Here is a 15,745-nt window from a genome sequence, read left to right as displayed (position 1 = left end):
ATGACCGACGACCTGAAGGACCGTTTCACCCAGTTGGTCGCGGACCCACCGCCGCCGAGCGCCGTACCGAGCCAGGCCGTGTTCGCCCGGGTCCGCAAGGCGCGCCGCCGGCGTACCGCGGGCGTGACCGCGCTGGCCGCGGCCTGCGTGCTGGCCATCGCGCTTGCCCTGGGCAACGTCACCGACATCGGCGGCGCACCGCCGGTCACCAACACCCCGGGCGCCCCGAAGACCGCGATCACCGGTCCCCCGACGGCCGCCCCGAAACCGCCGCCACCGATCAAGGTCGTACTGAAGCCGACCGTCAAAGGACGCACCGTCGAGATGACGGTCGCGCTGTCCGGGAAGGCCTTCGTCCCGACCGGGATCCCCGAGGGGACGCTGCTGCCGGACAGCTCGTTCAGGAACCTGTCGGCCGGCACCGTCTACTCCTACAGCGACGGCTACCAGAGCGGCTCCGACGGCGGCTCGATCGGCTGCACCACCAAGAAGCTGAAGACCGGGTCCGAGACGTACGTGATCCCGGACCCGCACACGTTCACGAAGCCGGGCACCTACAAGTTCACGTACACGATCCAGTACTGCGGCACGAAGGGCTGGTTCCCGACGACCGCGACCACGCACGTGGTGGTCAGATAGTCCCGGCGTGGTCGGAGGTGCCGGTGGTGGGCAGGCCGGCCGCCTTCAGGTCGGCGCGGAGGTCGCGCGGGAGGGCGAACGTGAGGCTCTCCTCCGCGGTCGTCACCTCCTGGACGTCGGCGTAGCCGCGCTCGGCGAGCCAGCGCAGGACGTCGCGGACCAGGACCTCCGGGACGCTCGCGCCGCTGCTGACGCCGACCGAGTCGACACCCTCCAGCCAGGCCTCGTCGATCTCGTCGGCGAAGTCGACCAGGTAGCCGCCCTTGGCGCCGTGCTCGATCGCGACCTCGACCAGGCGGACCGAGTTGGACGAGTTGCGGGAGCCGACGACCAGCATCAGGTCGGCCTCCGGGGCGAGCTTCTTGACCGCGGCCTGCCGGTTCTGGGTCGCGTAGCAGATGTCGTCGCTCGGCGGGTCCTGCAGGTGCGGGAAGCGCTCGCGCAGCCGGCGTACGGTCTCCATCGTCTCGTCGACCGACAGGGTGGTCTGGGACAGCCAGACGACCTTCTCCGGGTCGCGGACGGTGATGTTCGGTACGTCGTCCGGGCCGTCGACGATGTGCACGTGGTCGGGGGCCTCGCCGGAGGTGCCGATGACCTCCTCATGGCCCTCGTGGCCGATCAGCAGGATGTCGTAGTCGGTGGCGGCGAACCGCTTCGCCTCGTGGTGCACCTTGGTGACCAGCGGGCAGGTCGCGTCGATCGTCTTCAGTTGCCGCGCGGCCGCCTCCTCGTGCACCACCGGGGCGACGCCGTGCGCGGAGAAGATCACCGTCTCGCCCTCGGGCACCTCGACGGTCTCGTCGACGAAGATCGCGCCGCGCTTCTGCAGCGTCTGCACGACGTACTTGTTGTGCACGATCTCCTTGCGGACGTACACCGGCGGCCCGTAGAGGTCGAGCGCCTTCTCCACCGCGACGACGGCCCGATCCACACCCGCGCAGTACCCACGCGGCGCCGCCAGCAGCACGCGCTTGGTCTTCGTCGCGGTCGGTGCACCGGTGTCGTCAGGCTGGGCAGTCACGGTTCCCATGGTACGGGCCGCACCGGACGCGCCCGTACCAGGCGTTGTGAGCAGCATCACCACAACCACACGTCGAGGAGCCGTCCGCCCTGTCCGGACGGCTCCCCCGCGGGAGGTGTTTCCAGACCTCAAGAATGCCCAGGAAAACCTTTGTCCGCAAAGGATTTAAGCGCCGCGAAGTGCCGAGCGGTCAGTCCCGTCCGCGCGTCGACCGGCAGGATCAGCTGCCCCGGAAACCGCTCCCGCTCGACCTCCCCAACCTCGTCGTCCACCCACGCGAACCCCCGCTCCCCCACCCACTCGGCGACGTACTTCGCCTTCCAGGAACCCCGCCGTACCGGCGACCGCTCAGGCCACACGATCGTCGGGAGATCCGTCGGCAAACCCAGCAGCGGCGAGAGCAGGCGGTTCGCGCCGTGTTCCCAGCTGGTCGCCCAGACCAGGTCGTAACTGCGCGCGAGCGCGTTCAGCTCGGCGCCGTGGTCCGGGTTGAGGAGGAGGTGCCAGGTCTTCGCGCCCTCGGTCAGCTCGTGGTGTCGGTAGCCGGGCGGCGGAATCGAGGCCGCGTGCGGGGTTGAGCGGGCCGTCGAAATCCAGGAGCAGGAGCGGGCGCATCCCTCGATTGTCGGTGACAGGTCGTAGGGTCTGGGGGTGGCTTTGGAGACGTCGCCGGAAGCGCCTGCGGCTGTTCGGACGATTGCGAACGGGATTGCGAGCTGGATCAACCAGCTCGGGTCCGTGTGGGTCGAGGGGCAGCTGACGGACGTCTCGGTGGGGCGTGGGACGACGACCGTGTTCGGGACATTGCGGGACACCGACGCGGACATCTCGTTGCGGTTCACGTGCAACCGGCGGGTGTTCGAGACGGTCGACGTCCGGGACGGGTCCCGGGTCCTCGTGCACGCGAAGCCGAACTTCTTCGCCCGGCGCGGCACGCTCGCGCTGGCGGTCAGCGAGATCCGGCATGTCGGGATCGGCGAGCTGCTGGCCCGGATCGAGCGGCTCAAGCAGCTGCTCGGCGCCGAGGGCCTGTTCGAGTCGTACCGGAAGAAGCGGCTGCCGTTCCTGCCGCACGCGATCGGCCTGATCTGCGGACGCGACTCCGCCGCCGAGCGCGACGTACTGGAGAACGCCAAGCGCCGCTGGCCGGCCGTGGCCTTCCGGATCGAGTACGCGTCGGTGCAGGGGCCGTCGGCGGCCGGTGAGGTGATGACCGCGCTCCGGAAGCTGGACGCGGACGACGCGGTCGAGGTGATCGTGATCGCCCGCGGCGGCGGGTCGCTCGAGGATCTGCTGCCGTTCTCCGACGAGGGGCTGATCCGGGCGGTCTCCAAGACGAGTACGCCGGTCGTGAGCGCGATCGGGCACGAGCCGGACACGCCGCTGCTCGACCTGGTCGCGGACCTGCGCGCGTCGACGCCGACGGATGCGGCGAAGCGGATCGTCCCCGACGTACGCGAGGAGCTGGACGGTGTCCGGCTGCTCCGCGAGCGCGGGCTGCGGGCGGTGCGATCGTGGCTGGACCGCGAGGCGCACGCGCTGGCGGCGATCCGTTCGCGGCCGGCGTTGGCGGCGCCGGTGAGCGACCTGCAGCGGCGGTCCGACGAGATCACGGCGCTGGTCGAGCGCAACCGGCGGACGCTCACGCACCGGCTGGACCGGGCGAGCGACGACATCGCGCACCGGCTGGCGAGTGTCCGGGCGTTGTCCCCGAAGGCGACGCTCGAGCGCGGGTACTCCGTGCTGCAACTGGCCGACGGTACGGCCGTCCGGGAAATGGCGCAGGTGGCGCCCGGGGACCTGCTGCAGGCGCGGGTCACCGACGGCCGCTTCGCGGTGGAAGTCAAGTCCGAGGAGAAGAAGTGAGCGGCGACCGACCCGAGATCACCTACGAGCAGGCCCGCGAGGAGCTCGTCGACGTGGTCCGCAAACTCGAAGCCGGCGGCACCACACTCGAGGAGTCGCTGGCGCTGTGGGAACGCGGCGAGGAACTCGCGAGCACCTGCCAGCGGTGGCTCGACGGCGCCCGCGAACGCCTGACCAAGGCCCAAGCTGCCCACGAGGAGAAGCCGGACTGATTACTCGAGTTGCGCGGGCCTCGGATCTGTTCGGGGCGGCCGAGGTGCGGGTCGCCAGCTGGCGTGGGGCCTTCACCGGGCTTGTCCCGCAGGACTTTCTGGACGCGATGGACCCCGCGGCGATCGCCGCCGGCTGGGCCGGCAGCATCGCCGCGGGTCGTTCCCGGATCCACGTCGCCGTCCGCGACGACCAGATCATCGGGTACGCCGGTGTCGGCCCCGAGCGCGACCCGGACGCCCCGCCGAACACCGGCGAGCTGTACGCGCTCTTCGTCCACCCCGGTCATTGGGGAACCGGTGCCGGCCGTGCTCTCGCCGACGCTGCCTGCGCCGATCTGAAAGCTGCGGAATGTACCAATGTGCAGCTTTGGGTGCTGGAGGCAAACACCCGCGCGCGCACGTTCTACACGCGGTACGGGTTCACCGAAACCCCTGACCGGACCTACTCCTCGCTCGGGAATCTCCCGGAAATCAGGCTGTTCGCGCCGTTGACGTGAAGGTTCGGCAAAGCACGTCCGATCCCGTCGACGGTGACCTGATCCCTCACTACGGTGAACCACTTTCCTGAAATTGGTTCACTCACGTGAGGATCTACCCCGCAATGATCGTGCTGATCGTGATCGCCGTGCTCGTCCTCGGGCTCGGCGGCTTCGTCTTCTGGTTCCTGAAGATCCGCGACCCGCTGAAGGGCGAGGACTTCTACAAGTTCCACTCCGAGCAGAAGTGGGCCTGGGAGCTGACGCTGACGCTCGACCAGGAGAAGGCGTTCATGGCCGGTCTGGAGGCGTACGACGACGACCGCGGCTGCTACCCGATGCGCGAGCAGGGCATCCTGCGGGTGTACCGCCCGATGATGCTGATCTCGCTGTTCTGGTTGACCGAGCAGTTCGCCGCGATGGGCCCGAACGCGCTGCAGGACCCGGCCGGCGCCGTACAGCACCTGATCTCGCAGGCCGCGGACGGTGAGATCCCGGGCGTGCTCTACAACGACGACGAGTGGATGGGCGAGGGCGTCGAGCAGCTCGACGGGATGGACAAGTACGCGTTCACCGACGCGATCATGTCCGCGACGCACGCGCAGTCCGTGGAACACGAGTTCGCCGGCGGGTACGCCGACGAGGACAACGGTTTCGTGACGATGGGCGTGCTGGCGAAGCGCCCGGACCACGTGGACCGGATGTACGACGACGCAGGCGCGGTCGCCGGTCCGCAGGCCCCGCTGAACAACCGGCTGGACGTGATGAGGGAGGTCATGCGGCCGGAGAACCCGGAGTACCTGGCCGCGTTCGACCGGGCCGAGGCGGAGAAGAGCAAGTACATCAACACGCTCGTGTTCTGCTTCGAGCGCGTCGTGAAGCACTACCACGAGGCGCGCCCGGAGATGCAGTACGCCGAACCGCGCGACGTGCTGGCGGTCGTGATGGCGCGGATGCTGGAGAACGGCAACTCCGGGTTCACCTGGATGCGGCCGCCGTCGCGGGAGCAGCATGACCTGGCGCTCGCGCTGCTGAGCAACCGGGGCTGATCCGGACCGGTGGACAGACATCGTGAGGACGCGCTGGTCGCGCTCCTGGCCGGGCTCGCCGAGCGGATCGCCGCCGCCGCGCCGAAGGGTTGGAAGCGGGCCGCGCTGCACGGGTATGCGCTCGGCGACGGCGCGTCCGGGCACGAAGGGATCACCTTCGCACCGGACGACCGGTCCGCGGGCGAGATCGACGTCCACGAAGGCCTGTGCGCGATCCACACGTTGCTTGAGGCAACGGAGCGCCTCACGATCGACCTCGAGCTGGAGGCCCGCGGCCGGTTCCGCGCGGTGCTGAGCGAACGGCTGCAGCGCGCGGACCGCCGCGGCTTCCGGTACGTCCTGGACGCGGACTCGGAGCCGCCGCCGCTCGACGTCCCCGGATCTGTCGCGGGCGAGGCGGGCGACCCGGACGAAGCGGTTGCCCTGATCAACGAGTACCACCAGCTGCTGCACCAGGTCCTCGAGGTACACCCGGAGCTGCCGCCCTCGGTGGAGGTTCCGCCGGGCCTGCCGCGGGACCTGGCCGCGTTGTACGCGACGTACGACGGCGACGGCGGGTTCGGGCAGTTGCACGGGTTCTGCTGGTTCGACAGCGAGACGTTGCTGGAGCTGAGCGCCGAGCGCTGGTGGGTCAGGCGCGGATGGCGCCGGTACGGCGAGCCGCCGGCTATCGACTTCGGCCCGCCGGGCGCGGTCCGCCGGGTGCACGACCATCCGGGCTGGATCCCGTTCGCCACCGATACCTTCGGCGACTTCCTCGCGGTCGACATGGCCCCCGGCCCGAACGGGCGGCGCGGGCAGGTGATCGTGATCGGCCGGCATCGCGACGACGGCCCGGTGTACGTCGCCGACTCGGTGACCGCGCTGCTCCGGACGCACGTCGACACGCTGCGCGCCGGCCGGGTCGAACACGACGAGGACGGCAGGCTCTGGACCGACTCCGGCGATGCCTACCACTTCGAGCGCCGGTACGACGAGGCGTGCCGGCTGACGGTCAGCGGCCGGGACGCGGGCCCGATCCGCGGGTTGACCGACGAGACCCGCGAGCTGGTGGTGCACGACGCCCCGTGGGTGGATCTCGCACCCGTGCGCGGAACGCCGCTGGCGAGGCTGTCGGTCCGCAACTGCGCCGGCCTCGACCTCTCCCCGCTCCGCGAGACACAGCTCGAACTGCTCGAGCTGGCCGTCGACACGATCGACCTGAGCGGCCTGCAAGGGCATCCGGCGCTCGGTCACGTCGTACTGCGGAGTGAGAAGCCGGTGGATCTGCGGCCGTTGGCGTCCTGCCCGAATCTGCACACCCTCGACGTGGCCGAGGCTCCCGCCGCGGACGGCCTGGATCACCTGTCCGGCCTGCGGTACCTGCGCATGCTCCGCCCACAATGGCAGGTGTTTCCGAAATTTCCGAAAACGCTTTCTGTCGCCGAACTGGCCGCGGAACCCTTGCAGGAACGGAAGTTCTACTGGTCGTTCGACAAGGCGTACGAAAAGCGCCGTCCGACGATGGACGACGCGCTGGCGTGGGCCGACGGCCTGGGTGGTGAGGTCGTGACGATCAAGGGGAGGTTCAGGCGCTGAGCAGGTCCTTGGCAACGGCTCGCAGGCCGGCCTTCATCCGGTCGAGCTCGAAGCCCTGGGTCCGCAGGGCATTGTGCAGGTCGGCGGCGAGCGGCGCCAGCAAGACGTGGGCCGTGTAGTCCGCGTCGAGGTCCGGGCGGGCCGACTCGATCAGGTGCGCCAGGTGCCGGTGCCAGAGGTGGTACGAGCCGATCCGGTAGCGCGCGCCGTCGGAGGCGTTCTCGCTGTCCATGAACAGCTCCACGTGCCGGTCGAGCAGGTCGAGGTACGCGTCGAGGAACGCGACCACCCGCAGTACCGGCGAGGTACCGGGGCCGAGCGGCGGCGGGCCGGTGAGCAGCTTCGCCTGCAGTTCCTGCTCGCGCTCGTCGAGCAGCGCGACCGCGAGCCCCGCACGGTCGCCGAACCGGCGGAACACCGTGCCCTTCCCGACTCCCGCCTCGGCGGCGATCGCGTCCAGCGAGACGTTCTTGACGCCGTGCTCGGTGAACAGCCGGTCGGCAGCCTCCAGTACCCGCAGCCGGTTGCGGCGGGCGTCAGCGCGCTCCGGGCGCAGGGCACCCACGACGGGCAGGCCACGTTGTGAAGCGGACTCCGGTCCGGTACTGTCGTCCATGAGACGGACTGTAGTCCGCTCAGGGCGCGGGAGGAAGCACATGTGGGGAGCGGTGGCAGTCTGATGGCCTGGATCGTGTTGCTCGCGGCGGCGGCGTTCGAGATCGCGTTCGCGCTCAGCCTGAAGCCGAGCGAGGGGTTCAGCCGATTGTGGCCGACGCTCGGGGTGCTGGTGTTCGGGGTGATCTCGGTGGCGCTGCTGGCGAGGACGCTCGACCGGCTGCCGGTCGGGACGGCGTACGCGGTCTGGACCGGGATCGGGTCGGTCGGGGTGGTGACGCTCGGGATCGTGCTGTTCCACGAGCCGGTCACGCCGGGACGCCTGGCCTGCATCGCGCTGATCGTCACCGGCGTCATCGGCCTCCGCCTCGCCGGCGCCGACTGACTCAGCCCGGACCGAGCCGCTCGGACCGGGCGGTTACGGGGTGGTTGAGCGGCGGCGGGTGTAGGTGGCGGCGCGGGTGGGGTGGAGGTCTTCGGGGACGCCCGGCGTACCGGAGAGCAGCTGCCGGTACGTCGACCAGGTGGTCGCTCGCGGCGGGATGTTGCCGATGGCATCCACTCGGGTGACCGGGTGACTGCCGTCGTGGATCGGGTCCCACAGATCGGCGTCGCTGCGCAAAGCCCGGAGTTCCCCGAACAGCTCCCGCCCGAACCAGCACGGGAAGCTCTCGCCGTCGTCGTACCGGCAGACACCGATCGGCGTGGCCACCTCGGCGACCAGCGACCACACCGCGGCGGACGTGATCCCGGGCTGGTCCCCGGGCAGTACGACGATCCCGTCGGCGCGCCGGTCGACCGCGTCCAGCGCCGGCACGATCGACGCGCTGCCGGTGTCGAAGTGCGGCGACTCGACCACCCGGACCCCGTCCAGGCCGACCCGGTCGCGGATCTCCGCGGACGCGCTGCCCAGCGTCACCACCAGCTGGTCGAACCCGCAGTCCCGCGCCCCGTCCAGCGCCGCACCGAACACCGTGCCGCCGCGATAGGCCAGCAACTGCCACGGTGCACCGAGATGAGGCGCGGCATCAGCACCCAGCAACAGCCCCGTGATGAACATCGGCGGGTCAACTCCCCGACCGGGACGGCAGGCACATCCTGGCAATGTCTTCTGGCTCCACGCCGTAGCGAGCCGAGTACCGCGGAGTAGGCGTAGGGCCAGGAGACATTGCCACAGACTCGATTCGCTGGTCCCCGAGCGTACAAAGCCGAGCTTCGATGGAAGCGCCTGCTCTGGGCAGGTGTCAACGACCGTCCGGAAAGTGGTCGCAAACGCCCAGTAAATGGTCAATACCGGGCGGTAGCGCCGTCAGTGCAGGGCAGTGGCGAAGGTGGCGAGGGCCGGGTAGCCGGCGTTCCCGGTGACGATCGTGGTGATGCCGGAAGTCACCAGCACCAAGGCGTTCTCGTTCTTCCGGTCGAGCAGCACCTTGCGCTGCCAGGTCGCTCCGGCGACCGTCGCGGTGCCGTCGTCGACGGTACGGCCGAGCGTGTCGGACAGGAACTTCCCGGTCGCCATGTTCGACTGCTCGAGCCCGACGTACATCTTCTTGTCGGTCACGGTCCCGAGGTGCCAGGTGATCGGCTCCTGCGGCTGGTTGCTGAAGTCCACGCTGTTCGCGGCCCAGCCGGCCGGCATCGGTTCGGGGCCGCGGATCCACGGTGCGACCTTGCGGGCGTCCTGCAACTGGGCGGTGTACTCGACCGCCTTCACTTCCTCGTGCTTGGGCCGCCAGGTGACGATGATCAGGAACGCGACCACGGCCAGGCAGATCGCCATCGCGAACACCATGTTGCCGACGGTCTGCGACTTCGCCTTGTCCCGGCGGTACGCCTGCCGGTACTCGTTCGCCTCCGCCTGGACCTGGGCGCGCTCGCGGGCCTTCTCAGCAGCCTTCTCCTCGGCCTTCTGCTGGGCCTCGGCGTCGCCGGGAGCGTCCTGACCTGTCGAACTCATACCCACAGTGTCTCGCGTTGCGCAATCCACTCGAACACCACCCAGGGTCGTTGGCTACGATCCGTGGACATGAGCGAGCGCAGCGAGCGAACAACCAGCAGAGCCGACCTTGTCGGTCAGGCCGGAGCCGAGCGCAGCGAGGCGAAGGCGTGACCGACCCGACTTCGCCACCGGCCCATCTGGAGGTCGAGGCGCATGCGCCCGACCGGAACCTCGCGCTTGAACTGGTCCGGGTCACCGAGGCCGCGGCGATGGCGGCCGGACGCTGGGTCGGGCGGGGCGACAAGAACGGCGCCGACGGCGCGGCGGTGAACGCGATGCGGACGCTGATCGGCACCGTCGGGATGAACGGCGTGGTGGTGATCGGCGAGGGCGAGAAGGACAACGCCCCGATGCTCTTCAACGGCGAGCAGGTCGGCGCCGGCGCCGGTCCGGAGTGCGACGTAGCGGTCGACCCGGTGGACGGCACCACGCTGGTCGCGAAGGGCATGGCGAACGGCATCGCGGTGATGGCGGTCGCGCCGCGGCACTCGATGTACGACCCGTCCGCGGTCTTCTACATGGAGAAGCTGGTGGTCGGCCCGGAGGCGGCCGAGGTGGTCGACATCCGGCTCCCGGTCGCGGAGAACATCCGCCGGGTCGCGAAGGCGAAGGGCTCGTCGGTCGACGACGTCACCGTCGTACTGCTGGACCGGCCACGGCACGAGGACCTGGCGCGGCAGATCCGGGCCACCGGCGCGCGGATCAAGTTCATCTCCGACGGCGACGTGGCGGGTGCGGTCGAGGCGGCCCGGCCGGACACCGGCCTGGACATGCTGCTCGGTATCGGCGGGACGCCGGAGGGCATCATCGCGGCCTGCGCGATGAAGTGCCTCGGCGGGAAGATCCAGGGCAAGCTCTGGCCGCAGGACGACGCCGAGCGGCAGAAGGCGGTCGACGCCGGGCACGACCTGGACCGGGTGCTGGACACCGACGACCTGGTCAGCGGTGACGACTGCTTCTTCGTCGCGACCGGCATCACCGACGGCGAGCTGCTCCGCGGCGTCCGGTACGGCCGTTCGACGGCCCGCACGCACTCGCTGGTGATGCGCTCCCGGAGCGGCACGATCCGCTCGATCGAGAGCGTCCACCAGCTGGAGAAGCTGCGCGCGTACTCCGCGATCGACTTCGAGCACGCCCGATGAGCGCCCCGGTCCTCGTGATCGGCGAGGCTCTCGTGGACATCGTAGGCCCGGCGCCGAAGAACGGCCGGAACGGCAACGGCAAGACCAACGCGACCCCGGGCGGGTCCCCCGCGAACGTGGCGGTCGGCCTGGCGCGGCTCGGCGTACCGACCGAGCTGGTCACCCGGTTCGGCACCGACGGGTACGGCGACCAGCTCGGCGCGCACCTGTTCGGGAACGGCGTACAGCTGGCGCCGGGGTCCGTCGACCCGCATTTCCGGACCAGTACGGCGACCGCGACGCTGGATGCGGAGGGCGTCGCGACGTATCAGTTCGACATCACCTGGGAGCCGCCGGCGCTGTCGCTGTCCCGCGGTTGCCCGGCCGTGCACACCGGGTCGATCGCGACCGTGCTGGAGCCCGGCGCGGCGGCGATCCGGACTTTCCTCGAGTCGCTCGAGGACCAGCCGGTGACCGTCACGCTGGACCCGAACGCGCGGCCGAGCATCACGCCGGACCCGGTCTCGACGTGGGACGCCGTACGGCAGCTGGCCGCGGCGAGCGACCTGGTGAAGCTGAGCGACGAGGACTGCGAGTTCCTGCGGCCGGGGATGGACCCGACGGACATCGCCGCGGAGCTGCTGACCGTGGAGCGGACGCAGTGCGTGGTGATCACCCGCGGCGGCAAGGGCGCGCTCGGGGTCAGCCGGGACGCGCAGGTGGACGTGATCGCGCCGGCGATCCAGGTGGTCGACACGGTCGGCGCCGGCGACTCGTTCATGTCCGCGCTGATCGCGGGCCTCGAGAAGCGCGGGCTGCTCGGTGTACGGCGGCTCGCCGGGCTGACGGCCGAGGACCTGCACGACGTCGTGGAGTACGCGGTCCGGGCGGCGGCGATCACCTGTACGCGGAACGGCGCCGACCCGCCGACCGCGGCCGAGTACACGGCGACCTGGGGCTCCTGACGGTGTCCGCCGACGCGTGGTCCGCCGAGCTGGAGTCCAAAGGCAGTGTGGAGTTCCCGCCGCGCCGGAGCAGGTTGTGGGTGCGGCTGATCGGGTTCGGGCTGCTGATGGTGCTGTCGGCGTGGACGAACGTCGACCACCTGCGGACGGACGGCGTGTCCGGCACGCTCGGCGTCCTGCGGCTGACCGCGCTCGCAGCGTTCGTGTACGGCACCGGGCTGACCGCGTGGCAGCTGATCACGAACCGCCCGGTCGTCACCGTGAACGCCGAGGGCATCACCCGCGGCCGCAGCCTGCCGTGGTCGGGCATCACCGGCATCGACGAGCCGGCCGGACTACCGCTCGCGCGGGCGGTGCAGGTGCGCCCGGCGGACCGGCGTACCCGCCCGATCTCGATCTCGCAGGACAACGTCGAGGACCTGGACGCGCTCGCGCCCTGGCTGCGCGCGCTGCACCGCCAGCATCTAACTGACTGAGCTTCGTACGGCGCTGAGGTGTTCGCGGGACCGGGCCGCCGCGAGCTCGGGGTCCTTCGCGCGGATCGCCTCCGCGATCGCCTCGTGCGCCGCCTGGTCGTGCCGGTGCCGGTGCTCGTCGTCGAGCTTCAGCATGTCGATCATCGCCCGCCGGATCCGCGGCACGAACGTGTCGAACAGCTCGGTCAGTACGGCGTTGTGCGCCGCCGTCACGACCGCGCGGTGGAACGCCAGGTCGGCCTCGATGTACCAGTCGTCCGGCGCGTTCGCGGCCGCCCGTTTGCGGTCCGCGAGCGTGTAGCGGAAGTTCTTCAGGTCCCCCGGCGTCCGACGGGACGCGGCCAGCCGGGCGCCCTCGGTCTCGATCGCCAGCCGGCCCTCGAGGACGTCGGTGATGTCGGCCTTGCGCAGCACCTTGTCCCAGTCCTCGGCGGCCTGCAGCGCGATCACGAACACGCCCGCGCCCTGCCGGCTCTCCAGCACCCGGCGACCGGCCAGCTCCCGGACCGCCTCGCGGATCGTCGACCGGCCGACGCCGAGCTGCGCGGCCAGCGTGGTCTCGCCCGGGAGCTTGGCGCCGAGCGTGAACTCACCGCTCCCGATCCGGCGCAGCAGCTCCTCGGCGGCCTGCTCGGCGAGCGGGTGTCGGCGGATCATGCGGGCCAGTCTAAACGGACCCGGCTTGTCAGCTTGTCTGAGGAGTTGATACCGTGCTCGGCATGCGCTCGCTCCCGGGTCTCCTCCTTCTTGGCCGCCACGGCGGGAGCTGATTCGACCGGCGCTCCCACCGTGGAGTGCAGTCGTCCGCCGGTCCTCCCCCGCTCTCGGAAGGACCCTCGTATGAACCGTCAGCAGCCGTCGCCGATGCCCAGCCACCGGTACCGCGACATCTTCGCCAAGGTCCCGGTCGCCCCCATCGACAGGACCTGGCCCGACCGCCGGATCACCCAGGCGCCACTCTGGGTCCCGGTCGACCTCCGGGACGGCAACCAGGCGCTCGCCGACCCGATGGACCCGGAACGGAAACGGAAGTTCTTCGAGCTGATGGTTGCCATCGGCTACAAGGAGATCGAGGTCGGGTACCCGTCCGCGTCGCAGACCGACTTCGACTTCGTCCGGCTGCTCGCCACCTCGGACCTGGTCCCGTCCGACGTGACGATCGTGGTCTTCACCCCGGCCCGGCCGGATCTGATCGCCCGGACCGTCGAGTCGGTCGCCGGGATGCGCGGCGACGTCGTGATCCACCTGTACGCCGCCACCGCGCCGGTGTGGCGGGACGTCGTACTGCGCAAGTCGCGGGACGAGCTGGCCGCGATGATCCACGCCGGGTCCGAAGAGATCCAGCGGCTGGCCGGCGACACCGTCCGGTTCCAGTTCTCACCCGAGGTGTACAACCTGACCGAGCCGGACTTCGTCCTCGAGCTCGCGGACCGGCTCACCAAGCAGTGGGACGCGACCCCGGAGCGGCCGGTGATCCTGAACCTGCCGGCCACCGTCGAGGCCGCGACGCCGAACGTGTACGCCGACCAGATCGAGTACATGCACCAGAACCTGCCGCGCCGCGACGGGGTCATCCTGTCGGTGCACCCGCACAACGACCGCGGGACCGGCATCGCCTGCGCCGAGCTCGCCGTACTCGCCGGGGCGCAACGCGTCGAGGGCTGCGTCTTCGGCAACGGCGAACGGACCGGGAACGTCGACATCGCCACGCTCGCGCTGAACCTGCACGCCCAGGGCGTCGACCCGATGATCGACTTCTCCGACATCGACGGGATCCGCTCCGTGGTCGAGTACTGCACCCGGATGCCGATCCATCCGCGGCACCCGTATGTCGGGGAGCTCGTGTACACGGCGTTCTCGGGGACACACCAGGACGCGATCCGGAAGGGGTTCGCCGTCCAGGGCGACGGGTTCTGGGAGGTGCCGTACCTGCCGATCGATCCGGCCGACGTCGGGCGCGGGTACGAGGCCGTCGTGCGGGTGAACAGCCAGTCGGGTAAGGGTGGGATCGCGCATGTGCTGGAGTCTGTGTACGGGATCCGGCTCGATCCTGCCGCTGAGCGGGACTTTGCGCAGCACGTCCAGCAGCACACGGATGCGACCGGCCGGGAAACGAGTGCGGAAGAGTTGAAGGCGTTGTACGAGGAGGTTTACGGGTGCTCGAACTGAAGGACGTCGACTTCGTCCGGGACGGCAAACCGCTGCTGTCCGGGGTGACACTGACGGTGGGCGAAGGCGAGCGGTGGGCGCTGCTCGGGCCGAACGGCGCCGGCAAGAGCACGATGCTCGGGCTGTGCGGGGCCGTCACGCACCCGACCCGCGGCACGGTCGAGATCCTTGGCCGCCGGCTCGGAACGGTCGACATCCGCACGTTGCGCGAATCCATCGGCCACGTGAACCCGCGGCACCCGTTGCGATCGCCGCTGAGCATCCGGGACGTCGTACTCACCGGCCTCACCGGCACCATCGAACGGATGCCGCGCTGGGAGCCGTCGACCGCCGAGTCCGCGCGTGCTTCGGAACTGATCGACCTACTGGGTGTCGGCGCGCTGGCCGACGCCCCCTGGACCACCATCTCCCAAGGCGAACGCGGGCGCGCGCTGATCGCCCGCGCCCTCATCTCCGACCCGCAACTCATGCTCCTCGACGAGCCCTCCACCGGCCTCGACGTCGCCGCCCGCGAACAACTCCTCGAGGTCCTCGACCAGATCCACGCCAGTCACCCACACCTTGCGTGGATCCTCGTCACCCACCACCTCGAAGAACTCCCCACCTGCACCACCCACGCCGCCCTCATCCGCGACGGCCAGCTCCTCGCGGCCGGCCCCGTCGACGACGTCATCACCACCGACCAGATCTCCACCACGTTCGCCCACCCCATCACCATCACCCACCACGCCGGCCGCTGGACCGCCACCGCGGGACGCCGTACCCAAGCCCGCTGAGCAGCGCGAGCGCGGCACAACTGCCGCCGAGCCACAGCCAGAACGTCTGGTCGTCTCGTGCGGACTCGACGGTCCAGACACAACGGGCGCTCGACGGCTCGGCGAGCTCGTACTCGATGGGTACGACTTCGCCGAGCGCGAGCAGGTGTTCGCCCGGGTCTCTTCCGGTCTTCACCATGAATTCCGCGCCGTCGACGGAGTACCGGATGTCTACCGTGCCGGAGCCCTTCTCGTACCACGGGGGTTCGTGGACGGCGACTACCGTCCCCGAGGTTCGTGCCGTCGGCCCGTCCGGCGGTCGGGCGACGCTCCGAGCCTGCAGCCCGAGGCTTCCGAACATGATCGCCATCAGGACGAAGAACGCCACCAGACTCCCCGGCACCAGCGGCTCCCCCCGACGCCGCCAGCCGTACCCACCCGCTGCATGCCGACCGGCCGCCGGCCTGCCCGAGGCCGTCTCGGACGGGCTGACGCCGCGGACCCAGAGGACCGCCACGACGACCAGGCTCACCACCAGCCAGGCCATCACCACACCGAGCCCGATCCCCGCCCCCACAAAGGCCGCATCACCGACCGCCCCACCGCGAGCGAGCCCGACCAGGGCAGCGATCCCGGCCCCGGCACCGGCGACCAATCCCGTCGCCGCGAGTGCGGCTATCCCGAACGCGACGAACCGGAGTCCGCCCACGCGTACGCCGCCGCCGGACCACGGACAAACACCCAGCTGAGCATTGTCCGCATGCGGTGCATGCTGTCAGTCTGAGCCATCGCATCCGCGCC

19 protein-coding genes are annotated in these 15,745 nt (G+C 70.3%); 12 read left to right on the top strand and 7 right to left on the bottom strand.

Going from position 1 to position 15,745, the window contains the following annotated elements:
• On the top strand, positions 1-639 hold the full coding sequence (locus tag ACXJJ3_RS31020; RefSeq protein WP_458165395.1) for a hypothetical protein: 639 nt from the start codon (positions 1-3) through the stop codon (positions 637-639).
• Here ACXJJ3_RS31020 and ACXJJ3_RS31015 read toward each other — a convergent pair.
• The gene (locus tag ACXJJ3_RS31015) at positions 632-1,672 is read right to left on the bottom strand and encodes a 4-hydroxy-3-methylbut-2-enyl diphosphate reductase (protein WP_458171967.1); all 1,041 of its coding nucleotides are present in this window, start codon (positions 1,670-1,672) and stop codon (positions 632-634) included. The genes ACXJJ3_RS31020 and ACXJJ3_RS31015 overlap by 8 nt on opposite strands.
• A gap of 119 nt (positions 1,673-1,791) precedes the next feature.
• The gene (locus tag ACXJJ3_RS31010) at positions 1,792-2,388 is read right to left on the bottom strand and encodes a hypothetical protein (RefSeq protein WP_458165394.1); all 597 of its coding nucleotides are present in this window, start codon (positions 2,386-2,388) and stop codon (positions 1,792-1,794) included.
• On the opposite strand from ACXJJ3_RS31010, the gene xseA reads away from it, so the two are divergent.
• From xseA to ACXJJ3_RS30985, 5 genes are all read left to right on the top strand, one after another.
• Positions 2,315-3,529 carry an exodeoxyribonuclease VII large subunit gene (gene xseA, locus ACXJJ3_RS31005; RefSeq protein WP_458165393.1) on the top strand — a complete coding sequence of 405 codons (1,215 nt, stop codon included), beginning with the start codon at positions 2,315-2,317 and terminating at the stop codon, positions 3,527-3,529. The genes ACXJJ3_RS31010 and xseA overlap by 74 nt on opposite strands.
• Positions 3,526-3,741 carry an exodeoxyribonuclease VII small subunit gene (locus ACXJJ3_RS31000; protein WP_458165392.1) on the top strand — a complete coding sequence of 72 codons (216 nt, stop codon included), beginning with the start codon at positions 3,526-3,528 and terminating at the stop codon, positions 3,739-3,741. Before xseA ends, ACXJJ3_RS31000 begins: the two co-directional genes overlap by 4 nt.
• Positions 3,742-3,785: 44 nt before the next feature.
• A complete protein-coding gene (locus ACXJJ3_RS30995) occupies positions 3,786-4,238 on the top strand; it encodes an N-acetyltransferase family protein (protein WP_458165391.1) in 453 nt (150 codons plus the stop codon).
• A 104-nt stretch (positions 4,239-4,342) separates the two neighbouring features.
• Positions 4,343-5,266, top strand: a complete 924-nt coding sequence (locus ACXJJ3_RS30990; RefSeq protein ID WP_458165389.1) for a hypothetical protein — start codon at positions 4,343-4,345, stop codon at positions 5,264-5,266.
• A 9-nt stretch (positions 5,267-5,275) separates the two neighbouring features.
• Positions 5,276-6,844, top strand: coding sequence for an SMI1/KNR4 family protein (locus ACXJJ3_RS30985; RefSeq protein ID WP_458165388.1), 1,569 nt, complete (start codon positions 5,276-5,278; stop codon positions 6,842-6,844).
• Here the strand turns inward: ACXJJ3_RS30985 and ACXJJ3_RS30980 are convergent.
• Positions 6,834-7,460 carry a TetR/AcrR family transcriptional regulator gene (locus tag ACXJJ3_RS30980; RefSeq protein WP_458165387.1) on the bottom strand — a complete coding sequence of 209 codons (627 nt, stop codon included), beginning with the start codon at positions 7,458-7,460 and terminating at the stop codon, positions 6,834-6,836. The two genes, ACXJJ3_RS30985 and ACXJJ3_RS30980, sit on opposite strands and share 11 nt — an antisense overlap.
• A 63-nt stretch (positions 7,461-7,523) precedes the next feature.
• Here ACXJJ3_RS30980 and ACXJJ3_RS30975 point away from each other — a divergent pair, with 63 nt between their 5' ends.
• On the top strand, positions 7,524-7,844 hold the full coding sequence (locus ACXJJ3_RS30975) for a DMT family transporter (RefSeq protein ID WP_458165386.1): 321 nt from the start codon (positions 7,524-7,526) through the stop codon (positions 7,842-7,844).
• A gap of 33 nt (positions 7,845-7,877) precedes the next feature.
• On the opposite strand, the gene ACXJJ3_RS30970 is transcribed toward ACXJJ3_RS30975, so the two are convergent.
• Together ACXJJ3_RS30970 and ACXJJ3_RS30965 are read right to left on the bottom strand one after the other, a co-directional pair.
• Positions 7,878-8,519: a nucleotidyltransferase family protein gene (locus tag ACXJJ3_RS30970; RefSeq protein ID WP_458165385.1), complete on the bottom strand. Its 642-nt coding sequence runs from the start codon at positions 8,517-8,519 to the stop codon at positions 7,878-7,880.
• A 249-nt stretch (positions 8,520-8,768) separates the two neighbouring features.
• A complete protein-coding gene (locus ACXJJ3_RS30965; RefSeq protein WP_458165384.1) occupies positions 8,769-9,416 on the bottom strand; it encodes a DUF4245 domain-containing protein in 648 nt (215 codons plus the stop codon).
• Positions 9,417-9,565: 149 nt separating this feature from the next.
• On the opposite strand from ACXJJ3_RS30965, the gene glpX reads away from it, so the two are divergent.
• The 3 genes from glpX to ACXJJ3_RS30950 are packed head-to-tail and all read left to right on the top strand — an operon-like array spanning position 9,566 to position 12,020.
• Complete coding sequence (glpX, locus tag ACXJJ3_RS30960; protein WP_458165383.1) at positions 9,566-10,600, top strand: class II fructose-bisphosphatase; 1,035 nt, start codon at positions 9,566-9,568, stop codon at positions 10,598-10,600.
• A complete protein-coding gene (locus tag ACXJJ3_RS30955; protein WP_458165381.1) occupies positions 10,597-11,544 on the top strand; it encodes a carbohydrate kinase family protein in 948 nt (315 codons plus the stop codon). The genes glpX and ACXJJ3_RS30955 overlap by 4 nt, the downstream gene beginning before the upstream one ends.
• Positions 11,545-11,546: 2 nt before the next feature.
• Positions 11,547-12,020 (top strand): hypothetical protein, encoded by a 474-nt coding sequence (locus ACXJJ3_RS30950; RefSeq protein ID WP_458165380.1) that lies wholly within the window; start codon positions 11,547-11,549, stop codon positions 12,018-12,020.
• On the opposite strand, the gene ACXJJ3_RS30945 is transcribed toward ACXJJ3_RS30950, so the two are convergent.
• The gene (locus ACXJJ3_RS30945) at positions 12,009-12,677 is read right to left on the bottom strand and encodes a FadR/GntR family transcriptional regulator (protein WP_458165379.1); all 669 of its coding nucleotides are present in this window, start codon (positions 12,675-12,677) and stop codon (positions 12,009-12,011) included. The two genes, ACXJJ3_RS30950 and ACXJJ3_RS30945, sit on opposite strands and share 12 nt — an antisense overlap.
• 183 nt (positions 12,678-12,860) lie before the next feature.
• Here ACXJJ3_RS30945 and ACXJJ3_RS30940 point away from each other — a divergent pair, with 183 nt between their 5' ends.
• Positions 12,861-14,189: a 2-isopropylmalate synthase gene (locus tag ACXJJ3_RS30940; RefSeq protein WP_458165378.1), complete on the top strand. Its 1,329-nt coding sequence runs from the start codon at positions 12,861-12,863 to the stop codon at positions 14,187-14,189.
• A complete protein-coding gene (locus ACXJJ3_RS30935; RefSeq protein ID WP_458165377.1) occupies positions 14,177-14,965 on the top strand; it encodes an ABC transporter ATP-binding protein in 789 nt (262 codons plus the stop codon). Before ACXJJ3_RS30940 ends, ACXJJ3_RS30935 begins: the two co-directional genes overlap by 13 nt.
• Here the strand turns inward: ACXJJ3_RS30935 and ACXJJ3_RS30930 are convergent.
• Positions 14,907-15,653: a hypothetical protein gene (locus ACXJJ3_RS30930; RefSeq protein WP_458165376.1), complete on the bottom strand. Its 747-nt coding sequence runs from the start codon at positions 15,651-15,653 to the stop codon at positions 14,907-14,909. The genes ACXJJ3_RS30935 and ACXJJ3_RS30930 overlap by 59 nt on opposite strands.
• Positions 15,654-15,745 lie beyond the last annotated feature (92 nt).

This window comes from Kribbella sp. WER1, from assembly GCF_054189145.1.
Note: the sequence above shows the minus strand (reverse complement) of the source record. Positions and strands in the feature narration are given on the sequence as shown.